Genomic DNA, 22,675 nt, shown 5'->3' with positions numbered 1-22,675 from the left:
TGATTGCTTGTTAAATATCGTTCTTTTCTTATTGTGCTGCTGGTTGGTGTTGATGTTTGTCGGCTCGTGCCACCCCCCGTGGTGCGGGTTGATGTTGATTGACATTTTTTGTCAGTAGTTCAGTATATTTTTTTGTTTGCCAGTATGTTCAGGCTTTTTGTAGGGCTGATATGCTTTTATGGAGAGTTTGATCCTGGCTCAGGACGAACGCTGGCGGCGTGCTTAACACATGCAAGTCGAACGGAAAGGCCCTGCTTGCAGGGTACTCGAGTGGCGAACGGGTGAGTAACACGTGGGTGATCTGCCCTGCACTTCGGGATAAGCCTGGGAAACTGGGTCTAATACCGGATAGGACCATCGTTTAGTGTCGGTGGTGGAAAGTTTTTCGGTGCAGGATGAGCCCGCGGCCTATCAGCTTGTTGGTGGGGTAATGGCCTACCAAGGCGTCGACGGGTAGCCGGCCTGAGAGGGTGGACGGCCACATTGGGACTGAGACACGGCCCAGACTCCTACGGGAGGCAGCAGTGGGGAATATTGCACAATGGGCGCAAGCCTGATGCAGCGACGCCGCGTGGGGGATGAAGGCCTTCGGGTTGTAAACTCCTTTCAGCAGGGACGAAGCTTTTGTGACGGTACCTGCAGAAGAAGCACCGGCTAACTACGTGCCAGCAGCCGCGGTAATACGTAGGGTGCGAGCGTTGTCCGGAATTACTGGGCGTAAAGAGCTCGTAGGTGGTTTGTCGCGTCGTCTGTGAAATTCCGGGGCTTAACTCCGGGCGTGCAGGCGATACGGGCATAACTTGAGTGCTGTAGGGGAGACTGGAATTCCTGGTGTAGCGGTGAAATGCGCAGATATCAGGAGGAACACCGATGGCGAAGGCAGGTCTCTGGGCAGTTACTGACGCTGAGGAGCGAAAGCATGGGTAGCGAACAGGATTAGATACCCTGGTAGTCCATGCCGTAAACGGTGGGCGCTAGGTGTGGGGGTCTTCCACGACTTCTGTGCCGTAGCTAACGCATTAAGCGCCCCGCCTGGGGAGTACGGCCGCAAGGCTAAAACTCAAAGGAATTGACGGGGGCCCGCACAAGCGGCGGAGCATGTGGATTAATTCGATGCAACGCGAAGAACCTTACCTGGGCTTGACATATGCAGGATTGGCACAGAGATGTGTTGTCCCTTGTGGTCTGTATACAGGTGGTGCATGGTTGTCGTCAGCTCGTGTCGTGAGATGTTGGGTTAAGTCCCGCAACGAGCGCAACCCTTGTCTTGTGTTGCCAGCACGTTATGGTGGGGACTCGCGAGAGACTGCCGGGGTTAACTCGGAGGAAGGTGGGGATGACGTCAAATCATCATGCCCCTTATGTCCAGGGCTTCACACATGCTACAATGGTCGGTACAGTGGGTTGCGATGCCGTGAGGTGGAGCTAATCCCTTAAAGCCGGTCTCAGTTCGGATTGGAGTCTGCAACTCGACTCCATGAAGTCGGAGTCGCTAGTAATCGCAGATCAGCAATGCTGCGGTGAATACGTTCCCGGGCCTTGTACACACCGCCCGTCACGTCATGAAAGTTGGTAACACCCGAAGCCAGTGGCCCAAACTCGTTAGGGAGCTGTCGAAGGTGGGATCGGCGATTGGGACGAAGTCGTAACAAGGTAGCCGTACCGGAAGGTGCGGCTGGATCACCTCCTTTCTAAGGAGCTTTTTGGTTGCAGGCCTTTCTTGCCTGCCTGTCACTGTGTTGTGGTGGGTGGGGGTTTGCGTAGTCTGCGTGTTGAATCCGGGTGGAGATCATTGCCGGGTCATCGTTTGTTTGTCGCACAGCTTTTGTGTGGTGTGGTGGGGAGTGCTTGGGTTTGTTGCGTTGTTGGGTGTCTGGGGCAGCATGCTCCTAGTGTGTGGGCATCTTCTTGTCTGTTGGCTGCGCCTGTGTGGTGTGGTTGGTGGGTGTGGGTGTCGTGTTGTTTGAGAACTGTATAGTGGACGCGAGTATCTTCTTTATTTTATGCAATTTTGTAGAGTCATCTTTTGTTTGTTTTAGTGTTGTCTGTGAAGGGCGCACGGTGGATGCCTTGGCACAATGAGCCGATGAAGGACGTGAGAGGCTGCGAAATGCCTCGGGGAGTTGCCAACTGAGCGTTGATCCGAGGATGTCCGAATGGGGAAACCCGGCCGTGGTTATGCGCGGTCACCCGCTGGTGAATGTATAGCTGGTGTGGAGGGAACGCGGGGAAGTGAAACATCTCAGTACCCGTAGGAGAAGAAAACAATAGTGATTCCGTGAGTAGCGGCGAGCGAAATCGGATGTGGCTAAACCTTGTGTGTGTGATACCTGGCAGGGGTTGCATGTGGGGTGTTGTGGGGTCTTGTGTGGTGGGTCTGTCAGCCTGCCGCCTGTGTGTGTGGTGTTAGCGGAAGTGGTTTGGAATGGCCTGCCGTAGACGGTGAGAGTCCGGTACGTGAAAGCATCATGCATGTGGGTTGCAAGTGTCCCCGAGTAGCAGCGGGCTCGTGGAATCTGCTGTGAATCTGCCGGGACCACCCGGTAAGCCTGAATACTTGTTGTGACCGATAGCGGATTAGTACCGTGAGGGAATGGTGAAAAGTACCCCGGGAGGGGAGTGAAATAGTACCTGAAACCGTGTGCCTACAATCCGTCAGAGCCTCCTTGTGGGGTGATGGCGTGCCTTTTGAAGAATGAGCCTGCGAGTCAGCGGCACGTCGCGAGGTTAACCCGTGTGGGGTAGTCGTAGCGAAAGCGAATACTAACTAGTGTGTTGTTAGTGGCGTGTCCTGGACCCGAAGCGGGGTGATCTACCCATGGCCAGTGTGAAGCGACGGTAAGACGTCGTGGAGGCGCGAACCCACTTAGGTTGAAAACTGAGGGGATGAGTTGTGGGTAGGGGTGAAAGGCCAATCAAACTCCGTGATAGCTGGTTCTCCCCGAAATGCATTTAGGTGCAGCGTCGTGTGTTTCTTGCCGGAGGTAGAGCTACTGGTTGGTTTAGCGGGACTACCATCTTAGCGACATCAGCCAAACTCCGAATGCCGGTAAGTGAGAGCGCGGCAGTGAGACTGCGGGGGATAAGCTTCGTAGTCGAGAGGGAAACAGCCCAGATCGCCGGCTAAGGCCCCTAAGGGTGTACTAAGTGGAAAAGGATGTGGGATCGCGAAGACAGCCAGGAGGTTGGCTTAGAAGCAGCCATCCTTGAAAGAGTGCGTAATAGCTCACTGGTCGAGTGGTCCTGCGCCGACAATGTAGTGGGGCTCAAGTACACCGCCGAAGCCGCGGAGCTCACCTTTTGGTGGGTTGGTAGGGGAGCGTCGTGTGGCGAGTGAAGGTGCGGGGTGACCCAGTGCTGGACGCTATGCGAGTGAGAATGCAGGCATGAGTAGCGAATGATGAGTGAGAACCTCATCCGCCGGATGACCAAGGGTTCCTGGGTCAAGTTAATCTTCCCAGGGTGAGTCGGGGCCTAAGGCGAGGCCGACAGGCGTAGTCGATGGATAACGGGTTGATATTCCCGTACCCGTGTGTGTGCGACCATGGTGAATCAGCGATACTAACCGCCCTGAAGCGTGTGGTGGCCTACTTTGTGGGTTGCTGTGTGTGGATGCGTGGGACCTGAGTTGGTAGTAGCCAAGTGATGGGGTGACGCAGGAAGGTAGCCGAGCCACTTATTGGATTGTGGTGTAAGCGTGTGGCCCGAATCCTAGGTAAATCCGGGGTTCATTGTGGGTGAGGCGTGATGCGTACCCGTTTGCGGGGATGTTGGTGATCCTATGCTGTCGAGAAAAGCCTCTAGCGATGTGCACATTCGGCCCGTACCCCAAACCGACACAGGTGGTCAGGTAGAGAATACTAAGGCGATCGGGTGAACTGTGGTTAAGGAACTCGGCAAAATGCCCCCGTAACTTCGGGAGAAGGGGGGCCCGTGCTGGTGAAGGCTTTTTCGGCTGGAGCTGGTGTGGGTCGCAGAGGATAGAGGGAAGCGACTGTTTACTAAAAACACAGGTCCGTGCGAAGACGGTAAGTCGATGTATACGGACTGACGCCTGCCCGGTGCTGGAAGGTTAAGAGGACCTGTTAGGTGTTTTCACCGAAGCGGAGAATTTAAGCCCCAGTAAACGGCGGTGGTAACTATAACCATCCTAAGGTAGCGAAATTCCTTGTCGGGTAAGTTCCGACCTGCACGAATGGCGTAACGACTTCCCTGCTGTCTCAACCACAGGCCCGGCGAAATTGCAGTACGAGTAAAGATGCTCGTTACGCGCGGCAGGACGAAAAGACCCCGGGACCTTCACTATAGCTTGGTATTGGTGTTCGGTTCGGTTTGTGTAGGATAGGTGGGAGACTGTGAAGCGGTCACGCTAGTGGTTGTGGAGTCGTTGTTGAAATACCACTCTGATCGTGCTGGATATCTGAACCTCGGCCCATGATCTGGGTTAGGGACAGTGCCTGGTGGGTAGTTTAACTGGGGCGGTTGCCTCCCAAAGAGTAACGGAGGCGCCCAAAGGTTCCCTCAGCCTGGTTGGTAATCAGGTGTTGAGTGTAAGTGCACAAGGGAGCTTGACTGTGAGACTGACAGGTCGAGCAGGTACGAAAGTAGGGACTAGTGATCCGGCACCGGCTTGTGGAAGCGGTGTCGCTCAACGGATAAAAGGTACCCCGGGGATAACAGGCTGATCTTCCCCAAGAGTCCATATCGACGGGATGGTTTGGCACCTCGATGTCGGCTCGTCGCATCCTGGGGCTGGAGTTGGTCCCAAGGGTTGGGCTGTTCGCCCATTAAAGCGGCACGCGAGCTGGGTTTAGAACGTCGTGAGACAGTTCGGTCTCTATCCGCCGTGCGCGTTGAAACTTGAGAAAGGCTGACCCTAGTACGAGAGGACCGGGTTGGACATACCTCTGGTGGGCCAGTTGTCACGCCCGTGGCATGGCTGGTTGGCTACGTATGGGAGGGATAACCGCTGAAAGCATCTAAGCGGGAAGCCTGTTTCGAGATGAGGTTTCGTTTGAGGTTCCCTGTAGACGACGGGGTTGATAGGCCGGATCTGGACAGCATGTGAGTGTTGGAGGTGACCGGTACTAATTGACCGAGGATGACATTATTGTAATGGCTTGAAGTTGGCTTGTTGCGTAAGTTGTTGGTATTCGCGTTCATTGTGCAGTGTCTGGAACGGCACAGCACACCACTTGGTTTGTCGGGTGGGTGTGTGTTTTGTTCTTGTGTTTTTGTCGGTGGTTTTAGCGGCGGGGTCACGCCCGGTCCCTTTCCGAACCCGGAAGCTAAGCCTGCCTGCGCCGATGGTACTGCACCTGGGAGGGTGTGGGAGAGTAGGTCGCCGCCGGCATTGTTCTTTTGTGTGGTGTGTGGTTGCAGCAATCGTTGTGGTTGTTGTGGTCACACACCACTTTTTTTATGCGTTTTTACAGCGCACAGCGACAGCCGGAGACACCTCACGGTTGGTCTCTGCGCGTCCCTGACCTAGAATCGGTCAGGAATAACAACTTCTAGGAAGAGGTAGTCACATGAGCGAGTCCTCCGGCGGCAGCGGGTCCCGCGGTCACCACCGTGGTGGAAACCAGTCATCCAACACCGGACGACGGGGCCCCGGCGGCCGCAGCGGACAGGACAACCGTGGCGGGGGACAGCGTGGCTACGGTAGCCGTGGCGGCAACCGGGACGACAGTCGTGGACAGAGCTGTGACGGGGGACGCGGCGGCTACCGGGGGCGTCGCGACGACGACAGCCGCGGCGGCTACCGGGGGCGTCGCGATGACGACAGCCGCGGCGGCTACCGGGGACGTCGGGACGACGACAGCCGCGGCGGCCGGGGCGGACGCGACCACCGCAATGGAGGTCGACCCAACCGGGGCGGCCAGGGTCAGGGTGACGACCGCCGTCGGGACCGTCACAACGGCCCCCACCGTAGCGGCTACCGCGAAGAGCGCATCACCCAGCGCAACCAGGAACCCGAGATCCCCTCGGACGTCAGTCCGAAGGAGCTTGACCCCGGCATCCGCCAGGAACTCCGCAGCCTGTCGAAGGACAACGCCGACAAGGTCGCCGGGCATCTGGTCATGGCTGCGGCGCTGATGGACAAGGACGCCGACCGGGCCCTCGCCCACGCCCGCGCGGCCAAGGACCGGGGCGGACGTGTCCCGATCACCCGCGAGACCCTGGGTATCGCCGCCTACCATGCCGGCCAGTGGAAGGAGGCGCTGACGGAGCTCCGCGCCGCACGTCGTATGGCGGGAGGCCCAGGTCTCCTCGCCGTCATGGCGGACTGCGAACGCGGTCTCGGCCACCCCGCGAAGGCCGTGGAACTCGGACGTTCGCCCGAAGCAGGTGAGCTTGACCCCGAGGGCCGCGCGGAACTGGCGATCGTCGTGGCCGGCGCACAGCACGACCTCGGCGACAACGACGCCGCCCTCGCGACGCTGCAACCCGAGTCGGAGTCGACCGACCTCCCGGCGGTGACCGCGCTCCGTGTCACCTACGCCTACGCGGACGCACTCCTGGCCACCGGTGACACCGCCGGCGCCCGGGATTGGTTCGAACGGGCCATCGAGATGGACACCGAGAACGTGCTCGACGCAGAGGACCGACTGCGCGACATCAAGGACGCCTGACATATGGCGGGCCTGCGCGTACTGGACGACTACGACGTCCTGCTCGCCGACCTCGACGGCACAGTCTTCAAGGGCGGCGTCGCCGTCGACGGCGCCCACGAGGCACTCGACGGCCGGGAGATCGTCTACATCACCAACAACGCCTCGCGGTCCCCGGGGCAGGTCGCGGAACATCTGCGGCAGATGGGGTTCGACGCGGACGCCGGGCAGGTCCTCACCTCCGCCCAGGCCGCGTGCACGCTGGCCAACGACATCCTCGACGACAAGGGAGTCCCGCAGACTGGTCGTCGGGCCTACGTGGTCGGCGCGGACTCCTTCCGTGAGCTCGCCGTCGAGGCCGGTTTCGAGGTCGTCGACACCGCCGACGCCGGCCCCCAGGTCGTGTTGCACGGTCACAGCCCGGAGAACGGGTGGCGGCAGCTGTCGGAGGCGGCGTTGAGCATCAGGGCCGGCGCCGAGTACGTCGCGTCCAACCTGGACACCACGTTGCCGTCGGAACGCGGGTTCCTCGTGGGCAACGGCTCCCTGGTCGCGGCCGTCGTGAGCGCCACCGGGGTGACCCCCCGGAGCGCAGGTAAACCCCTGCCCGAGATGTTCCGCCGTGCCGTCGCCGCGTCCGGGGCACGTCGTCCCCTCGCGGTGGGTGACCGTCTCGACACCGACATCGCCGGCGGGATCTCCGCCGGGATCGACACGCTCTGCGTACTGACCGGTGTGGCGACCCACACCGAACTGCTCCACACGGACGTCCGTCCGACCTACATTGCCGCGAATCTCCGCGACCACCTGCCGGGCTGGTCTGCCGCACTCGAGGACGACCGGGTCGTCGTGTCGTCCGGGGCCACCGGGGACGCGGCGGTCATGGCGGCGGAGGCCGTCGCCGTGGCAGCACCGGTCGTCTGGCGGGAAGCGGACCGCGGCGGATCCCCCGAGGTCGTCGCCGCCGTCGGTGACGGTGCCGCACACACGGCTCTGGAGGGATGGCGGTGAACCCCGACGACGGTGCCGCCGGAGCGGCCACCCCGGGTGACGGGGCGTTCGACGCGGACGCTCTCGTCGCCCGTGTCGACGCGCTGCTGGCCTCGGATGCCACGGGCCCGGAGGAGGCCGAGCTCCTCGAGCAGGCGCACCACCTGATCAACGACGCGATGGAGGGCCGCTGACGATGGCGAAGCCGAACAGGAACCGTCGGCTCCAGCGGCTCGACGCCGAACTGGTGCGACGCAAGGACGCCCGCTCCCGCGAACACGCCCGCGAGATGATCCTCGCCGGACGGGTCAGCGTGAATGGGATGGTCGCGGTCAAACCGGCGACGGGGGTCGACGGTGACGTGTCGATCCGCGTCGCGGTCAGCGACGACGACCGGTGGGCGTCCCGGGGAGCGCACAAGCTCCTGGGCGCCCTGGCGGCCTTCGAACCCCTCGGGCTACGGCTGGAGGGGCGCCGCGTCCTCGACGCAGGCGCGTCCACCGGCGGGTTCACCGACGTGTGTCTCGACCGTGGCGCCGCCGAGGTGCTCGCCGTCGACGTCGGGTACGGGCAACTGGTCTGGCGCCTGCAGAACGACGACCGGGTTACCGTGATGGACCGGACCAACGTGCGGACGCTGACGCCGGCACAGTTGGGCGGCGCCGCGGACGCGATGGTCGGCGACCTGTCGTTCATCTCCGTCGACCTCGTGCTCGCGGCGCTCGCGGACTGCATCGTCGACGGCGGTGACCTGTTGCCGATGGTGAAGCCGCAGTTCGAGGTCGGCAAGCACCGGCTCGGGCACGGCGGGGTGGTGCGTGACCCCGCCCTGCGTGCGGAGGTGACCCTCGACGTGGCCCGCGCGGCCCGGTCGCACGGGTTGTCCACCCGGGCGGTCGTCGCCTCGCCGTTGCCCGGTCCCAGCGGAAACGTGGAATACTTTCTGTGGTTGGTCAAGGACGGAGGCGCCGGTGCCCCCGACGAGGAGACGCTGACCGACATGGTCGACAAGGCAGTGAAGGAGGGTCCCCAGTGACTGAAGAAGCCCCCCGGGTCCGCGAGGTGCTCCTCGTCGCACACACCGGTGCATCCGACAAACTCAACATGGCCGCGGCCGCGGCACAGCGGTTGTCCGACGGCGGCCTCACCGTGCGTGTGATGTCCACCGGCGACCCCGCCCCGGTGGCCCGCCACGAGATCCTCGGCCGGTTCCCCCGCTACGGGCACACGACGGAGGCGGCCAAGGGCGTGGACCTCGTCCTCGTCCTGGGCGGGGACGGGACCTTCCTGCGCGCGGCGGACATCGCCCACGCCCAGGACGTGCCGGTGCTGGGCGTCAACATGGGCCACATCGGTTTCCTCGCGGAATGGGAGCAGGAGTCACTGGAGGAGGCGCTGGACCGCGTCATCGCCGGCGACTACCGGATCGAGAACCGGATGACCCTGTCCATCACCGCCCGGGACATCGACGGCCGGGTCCTGGGCACCGGGTGGGCACTGAACGAGTGCTCCGTGGAGAACCTGAACAGGCAGGGTGTCCTGGACACCATCCTGGAGGTCGACCAACGGCCCGTGAGCTCCTTCGGCTGTGACGGTGTGCTGGTCTCGACCCCGACGGGCTCGACCGCGTACGCCTTCTCCGCCGGTGGCCCGATCCTGTGGCCCGAGTTGGAGTCGATCCTGGTGGTCCCCTCCAACGCGCATACGCTGTTCGCCCGCCCGCTGGTGGTCAGCCCCGACTCGACGGTCGCGGTGGAGACCAACCCGCAGACCTCCCCGGCGACCGCGGTGATGGACGGTTTCCGGCAGATCCACATGCCTCCGGGCGCCCGTGTCGAGATCCGGCGTGGACCGCAGGACGTGCGGTGGGTGCGGCTGGACACCGAGCCGTTCACGGACCGGCTGGTCCAGAAGTTCCGCCTGCCGGTGACCGGGTGGCGTGGACCGCGAAGGTGACGGGGATGCTGAGGGAACTCCAGATCCGGAACCTGGGTGTCATCGAGGAGGCCGTCGCCGAGTTCACCGAGGGCTTCACGGTGGTCACCGGTGAAACCGGCGCCGGCAAGACCATGGTCGTCACCGGCCTGAAACTGCTGTCGGGGGCGCGTGCCGACAGCCAGCGGGTGCGGTCCGGCACCGACCGTGCCACCGTCGACGGGATCTTCCACACCGACGGGGACTCGCCGGCAGCGGCCCTGGTCGAGGAGGTCGGCGGCTACGTGGAGGACGGTGAGGTCATCGTCTCCCGGTCGGTCAGTGCCTCCGGCCGTTCCCGCGCGCACCTCGCCGGACGGACGGTCGCCGCCGGGGTGCTGGGGGACTTCTCGTCCCGGCAGCTGACGATCCACGGGCAGTCCGACCAGCTCCAGCTGCTCGACCCGACCCGGCAGCTCCGGAACCTCGACAGGTTCGCCGGCCTGGACGAGGACCGGCGGCGGTACCGTCGTCTGCGCCGCGAGTGGGCCACGCTCGCCCGCGACCTCCACGAACGCACCGAGAAGCGCCGTGACCTGGCCCTCGAGGCGGAGACACTCCGCCGGTCGCTGGAGGAGATCGATGCCCTGGACCCGCAACCGGGTGAGGACGAGGAGCTGAAGGTCACCATCAGCAGGCTGCAGGACGCCGACGAGGTCCGCGATGCGGCGCTGACCGCCCTGGCCGCGATCGACGGAGGTGACCCCGACGCGGCCGTCGAGGAGACCGCTGCCGTGGAGGCGCTGGCGGTCGCGGCGTCCGCGCTGTCCGGCCGGGCGTCGGCCGAACCCCGCTTCGGTGAGCTCGCGGCGCGCATTAACGCCGTGGTGACGGACTTGGCGGACATCTCCGGGGAGATCGGTGCGGCGTTGTCGGACGTCCCGTCGCCGGAGAGCCTGGAAGGGCTGCTGGCCCGCCAGCAGGATCTGCGCGAACTCCGTAAGTACGCCTCCGACATCGACGGCGTGCTGGCGTGGAGGGACCGCGCCCGCGAGAGGTTGGGCTCGATCGACGTCTCGGGCGACGCGCTCGAGGAACTGCGGGGACGGGTCGAGGACGCGGCCGGGGCGATGCTGACGGCCGCCCGGGAGCTGTCCTCGGCGCGCGCCGCGGCCGCCGACCGGTTCGCCGCGGCGGTCAGCGCGGAGATCGAGGGACTGCAGATGACCTCCTCGCTGCGTGTCGACGTGCGTAGCGCCGGGGGACGGGGTGCCGCGGCCGCCGAACCCGCGGAATGCCTCGCCGACGGCGTCGACGAGGTCGAGTTCCTGCTGGTGCAGGGGGGCACCCCGAACTCACTGGCCGCCACCGCGTCCGGCGGTGAGCTCTCCCGGGTGATGCTCGCCCTCGAGGTCGTGCTGGCCGGACGCGGGCGGACCATGGTCTTCGACGAGGTGGATTCCGGTGTCGGCGGACGCGCTGCGGTGGAGATCGGCCGCCGGTTGGCGCGTCTGGCCGTCGACAACCAGGTCATCGTGGTGACCCACCTGCCGCAGGTCGCGGCGTTCGCGGACGCCCACGTCCACGTCGCCAAGGCGGCGTCGGACGACTCGGTGCGTTCGAGTGTCCGCACGCTGGACGACGCCGAGCGGGTCGAGGAGCTCTCCCGGATGCTCGCCGGGCTGGAGTCCGACACCGGGCGGGCCCACGCGGAGGAACTCCTGGAGACGGCACGACAGGCGAAGGCGGAACTCGGGGCGGACGCGTAGGCTGCCCGGGTTTCCCGGGCCAGCCTCGCCGCGTATCGGCGCGCCTACCCCGCACCGGCGGTCCCAACCGTCACAATGGTGCGCATGATCTTCTCCCGTACTGACACCCCCGGCATCCACGGCCACACCCGGGACTGCACCGGGACGAACGGCACCGGTCGCCTGTCCGAAGGCGACATCGTCGTCATCGACCAGCCGGACACCGGCCGTGCGCTCGCCCAGAAGTTCATCGACGCCAAGGTCGCGGCCGTGGTCAACACAGCCACGTTCTCCACGGGCAATGTGCCGAACTTCGGGCCGCAGATGATGCTGGACGCCGGTATCGTGCTGGTGGACAACGCCGACCCGTCACTGACCGAGCGGTTGAAGAACGGGCGCAAGGGCCGGTTGCACGAGGGGAAGATCCTCTACGGTGACCGCTCGATCGGGAAGGGCGTGGTCCTCGACGAGGACACCGTGGTCACCCGCTTCGACGAGGCACGGGAGACACTGGCCGACCACATGGAGGCGTTCACCGGCAACACCGCCGAATTCGTCCGGACCGAGGCGCCGCTGTTCATCGACGGTCTCGGGGTCCCCGAGGTCGGGGTCGACATGGACGACCGCAAGGTCCTGGTGGTCAGCCCCGACCCCGCCATCGACGACAAGATCAAGTCGCTGCGGTACTTCATCCGCGAGTACGAACCGGTGATCGTCGCCGTCGACGGTGCGGCGGACACGGTGCTCAAGCACGGTTACCGTCCCCGCGTGATCGTCGGCGACCCCGAGATGATCAGCAATGACGCGCTGAACTCCGGGGCGACGATCGTCCTGCCGGCGGAGCCGGACGGGCACGCGGCGGGCCTGGAGCGGATCCAGGACCTGGGCGTGGGCGCGATGACCTTCCCCGCGGCGACGTCCGACTCCACGGACCTGGCGCTGTTGCTGGCCGACTACCACGGGGCGTCCATGGTGGTGACCCTCGGTCCGATCCTCGACCTGGACCGTATCTTCGACACCGCGCAGTCCCCGGACACCCCCTCGGCGATGCTGTCGCGCCTGCGCGTCGGCGGCCGCCTGGTCGACTCCACCGCCGTCGCGGAGCTCTACCGGGTTTCACGCAGCGGCGGTGGCTGGTGGTGGGCCCTCGTCGGCGTGCTGCTGGCTGTCGTGGTGATCGTCCTGATCGCCGGGTTCAGCGGGTCGGGGACGTTCGCGGACAACCTCGTCGACACCTGGAACAACATCGCCCTGCGATTCCAGGACCTGTTCTGATGAGCACCGGGAAGACGACAGGGGTCCTGGCTCTCGGTGTCGCCGTCGGTACGGCACTGGGGTTCTACATCCTGGCGCCGAACGTGGAAGGCGGTCCGGCGGCGGTGGACTCCGAGGCGCAGGCACGCCTCAGCGCTGAAACCGACCGGGCCGACCTGGCCACCGCCGAAGGGGAGGCGTCGGACGCCGTCCTCGACGACCTCGCCGCCGATGCCGTCGGCGACACCTTGGAGGGCCGGTCCGTCCTGGTCATGGCCACGGCCGACGCCGACGACGGTGCCGTGGAGGCCGTGGGCCGGCTGATCGGCGACGCCGGGGGAGAGACGGCCGGCACCCTGCGGTTCGCCCCGTCCTTCACGTCGCCGGAGTCCGGCGACGAGCTCAAGTCGCTGGCGGCGGGCAGCCTGCCCAGCGGTGCGTCCCTGTCCGAGGAGCGTCTTGAGCCCGGTTTCCACGTCGGTGAGCTGCTCGGCCAGTCGCTCCGCAGTGGACGGGACGAGGCCAGCGCCTCCGACCGGGGTGTGGTGCTCGGCGCACTGGGCAACGCCGGGTACTTCGCCGGCGGGCAGGACGACCTCGCCCCGGCCGACGCCGTCGTCGTCGTGACGGGTGGCGCGTCCGGAGGGGACGGGGACGGGAACTACTCGACCCGGTTCGTCGCCGACCTGGTGGCCGGGCTGGACGACACCACCGGCGGTGTGGTGTTGGCCGGCGAGCGCGGGTCGGCGGCACGCGAGGGTGCCGTCGGGCTGGTCCGCGCGGACGCCGCGGCGACCGAGGACGTCAGCACCGTGGACAACGTGACCACCGTCGCCGGCCGCATCACCGTGGTCCGTGCGGTGGCCGGTCAGCTGGACGGGGACGCCGGTGCCTACGGTTCGGCACCCAACGCGGCGGCACCGACAGTGGAGTAGCGGCCGACATCTGTTAGGCTGGAGCCCCGTAGGTTTTAACAGTTCCAACCACGGGAGTCGATGTGTCTCAGGGTCGCAGCGAGCAGCACACCAAGTTTATTTTCGTCACCGGCGGCGTCGTCTCGTCGCTGGGCAAGGGCCTGACCGCCGCAAGTCTGGGCCAGCTGCTCGTCGCCCGGGGGTTGACGGTCACCATGCAGAAGCTGGATCCGTACCTCAACGTCGACCCGGGGACCATGAACCCGTTCGAGCACGGTGAGGTGTTCGTCACCGACGACGGCGCGGAAACCGACTTGGACCTGGGCCACTACGAGCGATTCCTGGACCGGGACCTCACCCAGAACGCCAACGTCACCACCGGCAAGGTCTACTCCACGGTGATCGCCAAGGAGCGTCGCGGCGAGTTCCTGGGCAAGACCGTCCAGGTCATCCCGCACATCACTGACGAGATCAAGTCCCGCATCCTGGCGCAGGCACTGCCGGACGCCGACGGTGTCCGTCCCGACGTGGTCATCTCCGAGATCGGCGGCACGGTCGGCGACATCGAGTCCCAGCCGTTCCTCGAGGCGGCACGCCAGGTGCGTCACGAGGTCGGCCGGGAGAACATCTTCTTCATCCATGTCTCGCTGGTGCCGTACCTGGCCCCGTCCGGCGAGCTGAAGACCAAGCCCACCCAGCACTCGGTGGCGGAACTGCGCAGCATCGGCATCATCCCGGACTCCATCGTGCTGCGCTGCGACCGTGAGGTCCCCGAAGGGCTGAAGTCCAAGATCGCGATGATGACCGACGTCGAGGAGGAGGGCGTGGTCTCCTGCGCCGACGCCGCCTCGATCTACGACATCCCGCGGGTGCTCTACCGCGAGCACCTCGACTCGTTCCTGATCCGGAAGCTGAACCTCCCGTTCCGCGACGTGGACTGGACGGTCTGGGGCGGGCTGCTCGACCGGGTCCACTCGCCGTCCGGTGAGGTCACCGTGGGTCTGGTCGGCAAGTACATCGACCTGCCTGACGCCTACCTGTCGGTGGCCGAGGCGATCCGTGCCGGGGCCTTCGGTGAAGGGGTCAAGGCACACGTGCGGTGGATCGCCGCCGACGACTGCTCCACCCCCGAGGGCGCGGCCAAGGCGCTCGCCGGTGTCGACGCCGTCGTCGTGCCCGGTGGCTTCGGGATCCGCGGCATCGAGGGAAAGATCGGCGCGGTGACGCACTGCCGCGAGAACCTGATCCCGATGCTGGGCATCTGCCTGGGTCTGCAGTGCACCGTCATCGAGGCCGCGCGCAACGCCGGCATCGCCGACGCCTCGTCGACCGAGTTCGACGAGAACACCCCGTCGCCGGTGATCTCCACGATGGCCGAGCAGCAGGCCGCGGTCTCCGGTGAAGCGGACCTGGGCGGCACGATGCGGCTGGGCGCCTACCCGGCGGTGCTGGCCGAGGGCAGCGTCGTCGCCGAGGCCTACGGTGAGACCGAGGTGTCCGAGCGCCACCGTCACCGCTACGAGGTCAACAACGCCTACCGCGGGGACATCGAGGCGAACTCCGACCTGGTCTTCTCGGGTACCTCTCCGGACGGCACCCTCGTCGAGTTCGTCGAGTACCCGACGTCGGTCCACCCCTACCTGGTGGCGACACAGGCGCACCCCGAGTACAAGTCGCGTCCGACGCGTCCTCACCCGCTGTTCAGCGGACTGGTCCGTGCGGCGGTACAGCGCAAGGCGAAGTAGGGGACGGGGCCCCGGTGGACTACCGCACACTGTCCAGTGAACGCCTGGTCGACGCGCCGGTCATGGCCGTCCGACGCGACCGGATCACGACGTCGACCGGTGCGGCGGTGCGGGAGGTCGTCGAACACTTCAGCGCCGTGGCCGTCGTCGCCGTGCGGGAGGTCGAGGGCCGGCGTGAGGTGATGCTGGTGCGGCAGTACCGGCGTCCGGTCGACCGCTACCTCTGGGAACTGCCCGCCGGCCTGCTGGACGTGACCGGCGAGGAGCCTCTCGACGCGGCCCGTCGTGAACTGGCCGAGGAGGCCTCGTTGGCGGCAGGACGGTGGCACCTGCTCGGCGACATCTGTCCGTCGCCGGGGGTCAGCGAGGAGATGTGCCGCATCTACCTCGCCGAGGACGTCCGGCCGGCGACGGCCGGGGACCCGGGCGCCGGGCAGGAGGCCTCCGGGGAGGAGGCGGACATGACCGCCCGTTGGCTCCCGGTCGACGAGGCGGTGGCGTGGGTGCAGGACGGCCGCATCGAGAACGCGGCGGCCGTCGCCGGCCTGCTGCACCTGCAGGCCGGCACCCGTAGGGACGTCTCGGAGCCGTTCGCCTACCGCTCCGGCCTCGCCGAGCGTCGGGCGGTGGGCCGGCCGGCGGGGACGGACATGAAGCATGTCCGGTGACGGACCCGTGGAGCCGTCGGACGCCGACCGTCGCCGGGCCCGGGCGTGGATGCGTCATCTGCGGACCGAACGGGGACGCAGCGCGAACACGCTGAGCAACTACCACCGCGACGTCGAGCGCTACCTCTGCTGGCTCGCCGCGGAGGGCCGGGACATGACCACGGTGACGACCCCGGACATCGAACGGTTCGTCGTCGACCTGCGTCGTGGCTGCCCGGTGACCGGAGGTCGGCCGTTGGCGCAGAGCTCGGTCGCCAGGATCCTCAGCGCGGTGCGGGGACTGCACAAGTTCACCGCCAAGGAGTCCGGGCTCCCCGACGTCGTCGCGGAGGTCCCCATGGCCCCTGGGCGGCGTGACCTGCCGAAGGCCCTGACCACCGACCAGGTCCTGCGGCTCATCGGCGCCTGCCCGGACGGGGAGGGTGCCGGGCCGCTGGACCTGCGGGACCGGGCGCTGGTGGAGTTGCTGTACTCCACCGGCGCGCGGATCAGTGAAGTCACCGACCTTGACCGCGACGACATCGACAGGAACAACGGTCTTCTGCGGGTCCGGGGGAAGGGCGGCAAGGAACGGATCCTCCCGGTCGGGGCGCCCGCGCTGGACGCACTCGACGCCTACCTGACGCGGGCGCGCCCGGCGCTGGCGCAGCGCAGTCGCCACGGTGCGGACGCGGCCGCCCTGCTGCTGACGTCCCGGGGCGGCAGGTTGTCCCGGCAGGCCGGGTACAAGATCGTCTCGGCCGCGGCCGAACGGGCCGGGATCGGGGAGATCTCCCCGCACAGCCTGCGGCACAGTTTCGCCACCCACCTCCTCACCGGTGGGGCGGATGTCCGGGTGGTGCAGGAGCTCCTCGGGCACTCGAGTGTGTCCACCACGCAGATCTACACCAAGGTCACCTCCGATCTGCTTCGGGAAACCTGGGCGGAGTCGCATCCGCGCGCGTGATAATCTGAGTCGTGTGATTCGATCATCGCGGTGGCGTCATGCAGATCGCCCGGAAACACCGGGGAAGGACGCCGAAGAATCAAGGAAGGGAGCTTGACGGAGATGGCTCGTTCGTCGGAAGGCCTGTTCGACAAGCCCCAGCAGGGCCTCACTGGACGCCCGCTGCGTGAGATTCCCCGCCCCGCACCGCTCGACCGGCACGGTCCGGCGACGGTGATCGCGATGTGCAACCAGAAGGGCGGCGTCGGGAAGACGACGTCGACGATCAACATGGGCGCCGCCCTGGCCTCCTACGGCCGGCGCGTCCTCTTGGTGGACCTGGACCCGCAGGGGGCGCTCTCCGCCGGGCTGGGCATCGACCATGAACAGCTCGACGTGACGATCTACAACCTGCTGGTGGACAACACCGCGACGATCCACGAGGCCCTGCACCGCAGCCCGGTCGAGGGGCTCGACGTGGTCCCGGCGAACATCGACCTCTCCGCGGCGGAGATCCAGCTGGTCAACGAGGTCGGTCGGGAACAGGCGCTGGCACGTGCGCTGCATCCGGTGATGAACGACTACGACTACGTGATCGTCGACTGCCAGCCGTCACTGGGACTGCTCACCGTCAACGCACTGAGCTGCGCGGACAGCGTGATCATCCCGATGGAGTGCGAGTACTTCGCGCTGCGCGGACTGGCCCTGCTCACCGACACCGTGGAGAAGGTGCGTGACCGGCTGAACTTCCGCCTCGAGGTCGCCGGTATCCTGGTGACCATGTTCGACCGGCGGACCAACCACTCCCGTGAGGTGATGGAGCGTGTCGTCGAGGTCTTCGGCGACAAGGTCTTCGACACCGTGATCACCCGGACGGTGCGGTTCCCGGAGACCTCGGTGGCCGGCGAGCCGATCACCTCGTGGGCCCCGGCCTCTGACGGCGCCCGGCAGTACCTTGACCTTGCGGCCGAGGTCATCGAAAGGACCTGACGGTGTCCACAGTCGTGGACGGGACGGAGCAGGTGGCGGCCGGGCAGGCTGGCGGTCCGGGGCAGGCTGAGCAACCTGAGCTCACCGGGTTCCGCGTCGCCCTGGCGAACTTCGACGGCCCCTTCGACCTGCTCCTGCAGCTGATCCACTCGCACAAGATGGACGTCACCGAGGTCGCCCTGGCGACGGTCACCGACGAGTTCATCTCCTACACCCGCACCCTGACCGGCAGCGTCGACGACCTCGACGAGGTCACGGAGTTCCTCGTCGTCGCCGCGACACTGCTGGACCTCAAGGCCGCCCGTCTCGTCCCCCGCGGGGAGGTCGAGAACGAGGAGGACCTGGCGTTGCTGGAGTCCCGGGACCTGCTGTTCGCACGCCTGCTGCAGTACCGTGCCTACAAGTCCGTGGCGGGCCTGTTCGCCGAATGGCAGCGCGACGCCGACCGCAGCTACCCTGTCCAGCTGTCACCGGAGGAGCAGTTCACCGAGCTGATGCCGCCGGTGGAACTGGGGATGACCCCACAGGAGTTCGCCGAGCGTGCCGCGGCGGTCTTCCGTCCCACACCCTCGGAGGTCTCGACATCGCACCTGCATGCCCAGCAGGTGTCCGTGCCCGAACAGGCGGGTCACATCCTGTCGACCCTACGGGTCGCCGGTGCCGACACCTGGGTGAGTTTCAGCACGCTGATCTCCGACTGCGATGTGTCGATGAAGGTTGTCGGACGGTTCCTGGCGTTGCTGGAACTGTACAAGGCACGGGCGGTCGGCATCGACCAGCCGGTTCCGCTGGAGGAGATGACCGTCGCGTGGACCGGTCTGGACGTCGACCCCGCCGTGGTCGCCGCCAGCAACTGGGACTGACGACCGGCGGCAGGCGACGGGTACCGACCACGAACACACACGACGAGCGAGGATGAACACGATGATGCCGATGGAACCGGTCAGTGTCCTGCGCAGCCGCCTGGAGTCCCTGCTCCTGGTGGCCGATGAACCGACCTCCCCGGCGGACTTCGCACGGGTGCTCGATGCCCCGGTGGACGAGGTCGCCGCCGAGCTGGTGGCGATCGCCACGGAGTTCTCCGACCGGGGTATGGGCTTCGACCTGCGCGAACGCGACGGTCTCTGGCGCCTGTACACCCGCCGGGAGAACTCCTCCACGGTGGAGGCCAAGATTCTCGACGGTGCCCAGCAGCGGTTGTCCCGCGCGGCCCTGGAGACCCTGGCGGTGGTGGCGTACCGGCAACCGGTCACCCGCTCCCAGGTGGCGGGGGTGCGTGGCGTGAACTGTGACGGGGTGATGCGTACCCTCACCCTGCGCGGACTGATCGCCGAGGTGGGGGTCACCGGGGAGGTCGGCGGGGCACACCTGTACGCCACCACCGACCTGTTCCTCGAACAGCTCGGGATCGGTTCATTGGAGGAGCTGCCGAACCTGGCACCGCTGCTGCCGGACGTCGACAGCATCGACAGCATCGACAGTGTCGACAGTATCGACACGGCAGGCCGGACCGACTAACCGTTGTCGGCCGGAAGGGTTAGACTGGTCGACTGACATAACTGAACACCCTCGACTGATTGATGAGGACCTTCGTGAACACTCCCGCTCGCCGCGACGGCACACCGGAACAGGATCCAGGTAAGACCCCTGCAGACCTGTACGTGTCCAATGCACGCCCTGCCCGCCGGCAACACGTCCCCGACCGTAAACCTCCGCAGGCCGCGTCCGCCGGCACGTCGTCCTCGGGTGGCAGGAAGGACGGCGGCCAGGGCGGCAAGTCCGTCCGGCTGCAGAAGGTCCTCGCCGCCGCCGGTGTGGCGTCGCGCCGGATGAGCGAGAAGCTCATCGAGGCAGGACGTGTCGACGTCAACGGTGAGACCGTGACCCAGCAGGGCATCCGGGTCAACCCGGACCAGGACGTGATCCGCGTCGACGGTGATCGGGTCATCGTCGACGAGAACCTGGTGACCTACGCGCTGAACAAGCCCCGGGGTTTCCAGTCCACGATGAGCGACGACATGGGCCGTCCGTGCATCGGCGACCTGGTCGGTGAGCGCGTCGCGGCCGGGCAGCGGCTCTTCCACGTCGGACGGCTCGACGCCGCCACCGAGGGACTGCTGCTGGTGACCAATGACGGCGAGCTCGCCAACCGGCTGATGCACCCGCGCTACGAGGTGTCGAAGACCTACCTGGCGACCGTGCTGGGGGAGGCCGACCGCCGGTTGGTCAACCAGCTGAAGAACGGTGTCGACCTCGAGGACGGTATCGCCCGCGCCGACTACGTGCAGATCATCGACGTCTGGCAGGGCAAGTCCCTGATCAAGCTGGAGATCCACGAGGGCCGTAAGCACATCGTGCGCCGCATGCTCAAGGAGGCGGGTTTCCCCGTCCAGGCGCTGGTGCGCACGAAGGTCCACACCGTGCAGCTCGGTGAACAGAAGCCCGGCACCCTGCGCGCCCTGAACCGTTCCGAACTGACCAGCCTCTACAACGCGGTGCAGCTGTAATGACCAATGAAAGGAACGACGTGACTGACGTGACCGACCTGAGCAGGGTCGACAACATCGCCGGCGGTGGTTTCATCGTCGCCGTGGACGGGCCCTCAGGTACCGGCAAGTCCACGGTCAGCCGCCTCCTCGCCCGTCGGGCGGATGCGAAGTACCTCGACACCGGGGCGATGTACCGGGTCGCCACCCTGCACGTCCTGCGTGCCGGCATCGACCCGGACAACACCGACGCGGTGGTCGCCGCCACGGCCGACCTGCCGTTGCTCGTCAACGAGGATCCGGCGTCGACCGAGGTCCTCCTCGACGGTGAGGACGTCTCCGCGGAGATCCGGGGCGAGGAAGTCACCGCCCACGTGTCCGCGGTGTCGGCGATCCCGCAGGTCCGGGAGAACCTGGTGGCGTTGCAGCGGTCGCTGGCCCTGCGTGCCGGCCGCTGCATCGTCGAAGGCCGTGACATCGGCACCGCGGTGTTCCCCGAGGTCCCGTGCAAGGTCTTCATGACCGCCAGCGCCGAGGTCCGCGCCCGGCGGCGGTACGTGCAGGACGTGGCTGCGGGACGGGACGTCGACTTCGACAAGGTCCTCGCCGACGTCGAACGTCGCGACGCCGCGGACTCGTCGCGGGCGGTCTCCCCGTTGCGTCCGGCCGACGACGCCACGGTCCTGGATACCGGCGACCTCGACGTCGAGGAGGTCCTCGCCGAGATCACCCGCCTGGCGGCGGAGTCGGCGGCCCGTCCGGTGCAGCTGGACGGTGGCGACGCGGCCCCGGCGGGGGAGACCCTGGTGTTCCGGACGACCGAGGGTGAGGTGCTCACCGAGAACGACGACACCGAGGACTCGGCAGGGACTGACTCCGAGGACGAGGCTGACACCGACGACTCGGTGATCGACGACGCCCCCGCCTCGGAGGAGGACTTCTTCGAGGAGTTCGACGACAGCGACTTCGGCGACATCGTCGACGACACCGAGTTCGCCGACTTCGACCTGCTGAGCGCCGATGCAGAGGACACCGACTGGGATGCCGTGGAAGAGGCGTTCGGGGTCCTCGGGGACGACCGTGCCGAGCAGGAGGCCCTGTGCACCGTGGCGGTCGTCGGGCGTCCGAACGTGGGCAAGTCGACACTGGTCAACAGGTTCATCGGGCGGCGTGAAGCCGTCGTCGAGGACTTCCCGGGCGTCACCCGTGACCGGATCTCCTACCTCGGTGACTGGAACGGCCGCCGCTTCTGGGTGCAGGACACCGGCGGCTGGGACCCGGACGCCAAGGGCATCCACGGCGCGATCGCCCGCCAGGCGGAGACCGCGATGGCCACGGCCGACGTGATCGTCTTCGTCGTCGACACCAAGGTGGGCATCACCTCCACCGACGAGGTCATCGCGCGTAAGCTGCAGCGTTCCGAGGTGCCTGTGGTGCTGGTGTCGAACAAGTTCGACTCCGACTCCCAGTACGGGGACATGGCGGAGTTCTGGTCGCTGGGGCTGGGGAACCCGTTCCCGGTGTCCGCCCAGCACGGCCGCGGGGCCGCCGACGTCCTCGACGAGGTCCTGTCGCAGTTCCCCGCGACGCCGCGTCAGGCCTCCGTGGTCTCCGGGCCACGACGGGTCGCCCTGGTCGGACGCCCGAACGTCGGGAAGTCCTCGCTGCTGAACAAGATCACCGGCGAGGAGCGGTCCGTGGTCGACAACGTCGCCGGGACCACGGTCGACCCGGTGGACTCAGTGGTCGAGCTCAACGAGCGCACCTGGCGGTTCGTCGACACCGCCGGTATCCGCAAGAAGACCAAGACCGCCCGGGGCCACGAGTTCTACGCTTCGCTGCGTACCCGCGCCGCGATCGACTCCTCCGAGGTCGCGATCTTCCTCGTCGACGCCTCGGAACCGATCGCCGAACAGGACCAGCGGGTGCTCCGCATGATCCTGGACTCGGGTCGGGCGCTGGTCATCGCCTACAACAAGTGGGACATGGTCGACGAAGAGCGTCGCGACGAGCTGGAGCGGGAGATCGACCAGCAGCTGGCGCACGTCCCGTGGGCACGGCGGGTGAACATCTCCGCCAAGACCGGCCGGGCGGTGCAGAAGCTCGAGCCGGCGATGATCGAGGCGCTGGACAGCTGGGACCTGCGTATCCCGACCGGGCAGCTGAACACGTGGCTGCGGGCCGTGATCGCACAGACACCGCCGCCGATGCGTGGTGGGCGGCTGCCGCGTGTGCTCTTCGCGACGCAGGCGTCCTCGGAGCCCCCGGTGATCGTGCTGTTCACCACCGGATTCCTGGAGCACGGCTACCGCCGCTTCCTGGAGCGCCGCCTGCGTGAGTCCTTCGGCTTCGAGGGCTCGCCGGTCCGCATCGCCGTGCGGGTGCGGGAGAAGCGCAGCCGCAAGAAGTAGCCGGTGTGACGCCCGG

16 protein-coding genes and 3 rRNA genes are annotated in these 22,675 nt (G+C 66.3%); all 19 read left to right on the top strand.

The window, feature by feature from the left end; genetic code table 11:
• The first annotated feature begins 175 nt into the window (after positions 1-175).
• The 19 genes from MUN33_RS14005 (at position 176) to der (ending at position 22,659) form a co-directional block, all read left to right on the top strand.
• Positions 176-1,691: ribosomal RNA gene (locus MUN33_RS14005) — 16S ribosomal RNA — on the top strand.
• Positions 1,692-2,038: 347 nt separating this feature from the next.
• Positions 2,039-5,110 (top strand): 23S ribosomal RNA (locus MUN33_RS14000).
• A 126-nt stretch (positions 5,111-5,236) separates the two neighbouring features.
• Positions 5,237-5,353 (top strand): 5S ribosomal RNA (rrf, locus tag MUN33_RS13995).
• Together the 16S, 23S and 5S rRNA genes form the textbook arrangement of a ribosomal RNA operon.
• 178 nt (positions 5,354-5,531) lie before the next feature.
• Complete coding sequence (locus tag MUN33_RS13990; RefSeq protein ID WP_244805503.1) at positions 5,532-6,635, top strand: tetratricopeptide repeat protein; 1,104 nt, start codon at positions 5,532-5,534, stop codon at positions 6,633-6,635.
• Positions 6,636-6,638: 3 nt separating this feature from the next.
• Positions 6,639-7,625: an HAD-IIA family hydrolase gene (locus MUN33_RS13985; RefSeq protein ID WP_244805502.1), complete on the top strand. Its 987-nt coding sequence runs from the start codon at positions 6,639-6,641 to the stop codon at positions 7,623-7,625.
• The gene (locus tag MUN33_RS13980; RefSeq protein WP_244805501.1) at positions 7,622-7,798 is read left to right on the top strand and encodes a hypothetical protein; all 177 of its coding nucleotides are present in this window, start codon (positions 7,622-7,624) and stop codon (positions 7,796-7,798) included. Before MUN33_RS13985 ends, MUN33_RS13980 begins: the two co-directional genes overlap by 4 nt.
• A 2-nt stretch (positions 7,799-7,800) precedes the next feature.
• The gene (locus MUN33_RS13975; RefSeq protein WP_244805500.1) at positions 7,801-8,640 is read left to right on the top strand and encodes a TlyA family RNA methyltransferase; all 840 of its coding nucleotides are present in this window, start codon (positions 7,801-7,803) and stop codon (positions 8,638-8,640) included.
• On the top strand, positions 8,637-9,560 hold the full coding sequence (locus MUN33_RS13970) for an NAD kinase (RefSeq protein ID WP_244805499.1): 924 nt from the start codon (positions 8,637-8,639) through the stop codon (positions 9,558-9,560). The genes MUN33_RS13975 and MUN33_RS13970 overlap by 4 nt, the downstream gene beginning before the upstream one ends.
• Positions 9,561-9,565: 5 nt before the next feature.
• The gene (recN, locus tag MUN33_RS13965; RefSeq protein ID WP_244805498.1) at positions 9,566-11,287 is read left to right on the top strand and encodes a DNA repair protein RecN; all 1,722 of its coding nucleotides are present in this window, start codon (positions 9,566-9,568) and stop codon (positions 11,285-11,287) included.
• A 75-nt stretch (positions 11,288-11,362) separates the two neighbouring features.
• Complete coding sequence (gene steA, locus MUN33_RS13960; RefSeq protein ID WP_244805497.1) at positions 11,363-12,541, top strand: putative cytokinetic ring protein SteA; 1,179 nt, start codon at positions 11,363-11,365, stop codon at positions 12,539-12,541.
• Positions 12,541-13,455 (top strand): copper transporter, encoded by a 915-nt coding sequence (locus tag MUN33_RS13955; protein ID WP_244805496.1) that lies wholly within the window; start codon positions 12,541-12,543, stop codon positions 13,453-13,455. The genes steA and MUN33_RS13955 overlap by 1 nt, the downstream gene beginning before the upstream one ends.
• 62 nt (positions 13,456-13,517) lie before the next feature.
• The gene (gene pyrG, locus MUN33_RS13950; protein WP_244805495.1) at positions 13,518-15,179 is read left to right on the top strand and encodes a CTP synthase; all 1,662 of its coding nucleotides are present in this window, start codon (positions 13,518-13,520) and stop codon (positions 15,177-15,179) included.
• A gap of 14 nt (positions 15,180-15,193) precedes the next feature.
• Positions 15,194-15,847: an NUDIX domain-containing protein gene (locus MUN33_RS13945; protein WP_244805494.1), complete on the top strand. Its 654-nt coding sequence runs from the start codon at positions 15,194-15,196 to the stop codon at positions 15,845-15,847.
• A complete protein-coding gene (locus MUN33_RS13940; protein ID WP_244805493.1) occupies positions 15,837-16,793 on the top strand; it encodes a site-specific tyrosine recombinase XerD in 957 nt (318 codons plus the stop codon). Before MUN33_RS13945 ends, MUN33_RS13940 begins: the two co-directional genes overlap by 11 nt.
• Positions 16,794-16,895: 102 nt before the next feature.
• Positions 16,896-17,762: a ParA family protein gene (locus MUN33_RS13935; protein ID WP_244805556.1), complete on the top strand. Its 867-nt coding sequence runs from the start codon at positions 16,896-16,898 to the stop codon at positions 17,760-17,762.
• A gap of 32 nt (positions 17,763-17,794) precedes the next feature.
• Complete coding sequence (locus MUN33_RS13930; protein WP_244805555.1) at positions 17,795-18,625, top strand: segregation and condensation protein A; 831 nt, start codon at positions 17,795-17,797, stop codon at positions 18,623-18,625.
• Between the two features lie 70 nt (positions 18,626-18,695).
• Positions 18,696-19,280: an SMC-Scp complex subunit ScpB gene (gene scpB, locus MUN33_RS13925; RefSeq protein WP_244805554.1), complete on the top strand. Its 585-nt coding sequence runs from the start codon at positions 18,696-18,698 to the stop codon at positions 19,278-19,280.
• Between the two features lie 137 nt (positions 19,281-19,417).
• Positions 19,418-20,269: a pseudouridine synthase gene (locus tag MUN33_RS13920; protein ID WP_255806881.1), complete on the top strand. Its 852-nt coding sequence runs from the start codon at positions 19,418-19,420 to the stop codon at positions 20,267-20,269.
• On the top strand, positions 20,269-22,659 hold the full coding sequence (gene der / locus MUN33_RS13915; RefSeq protein WP_244805491.1) for a bifunctional cytidylate kinase/GTPase Der: 2,391 nt from the start codon (positions 20,269-20,271) through the stop codon (positions 22,657-22,659). The genes MUN33_RS13920 and der overlap by 1 nt, the downstream gene beginning before the upstream one ends.
• Positions 22,660-22,675 lie beyond the last annotated feature (16 nt).

Origin of the sequence: Corynebacterium kalidii, assembly GCF_022869005.1 — a bacterium.
Taxonomy (GTDB): Bacteria; Actinomycetota; Actinomycetes; order Mycobacteriales; family Mycobacteriaceae; genus Corynebacterium; species Corynebacterium kalidii.
Note: the sequence above shows the minus strand (reverse complement) of the source record. Positions and strands in the feature narration are given on the sequence as shown.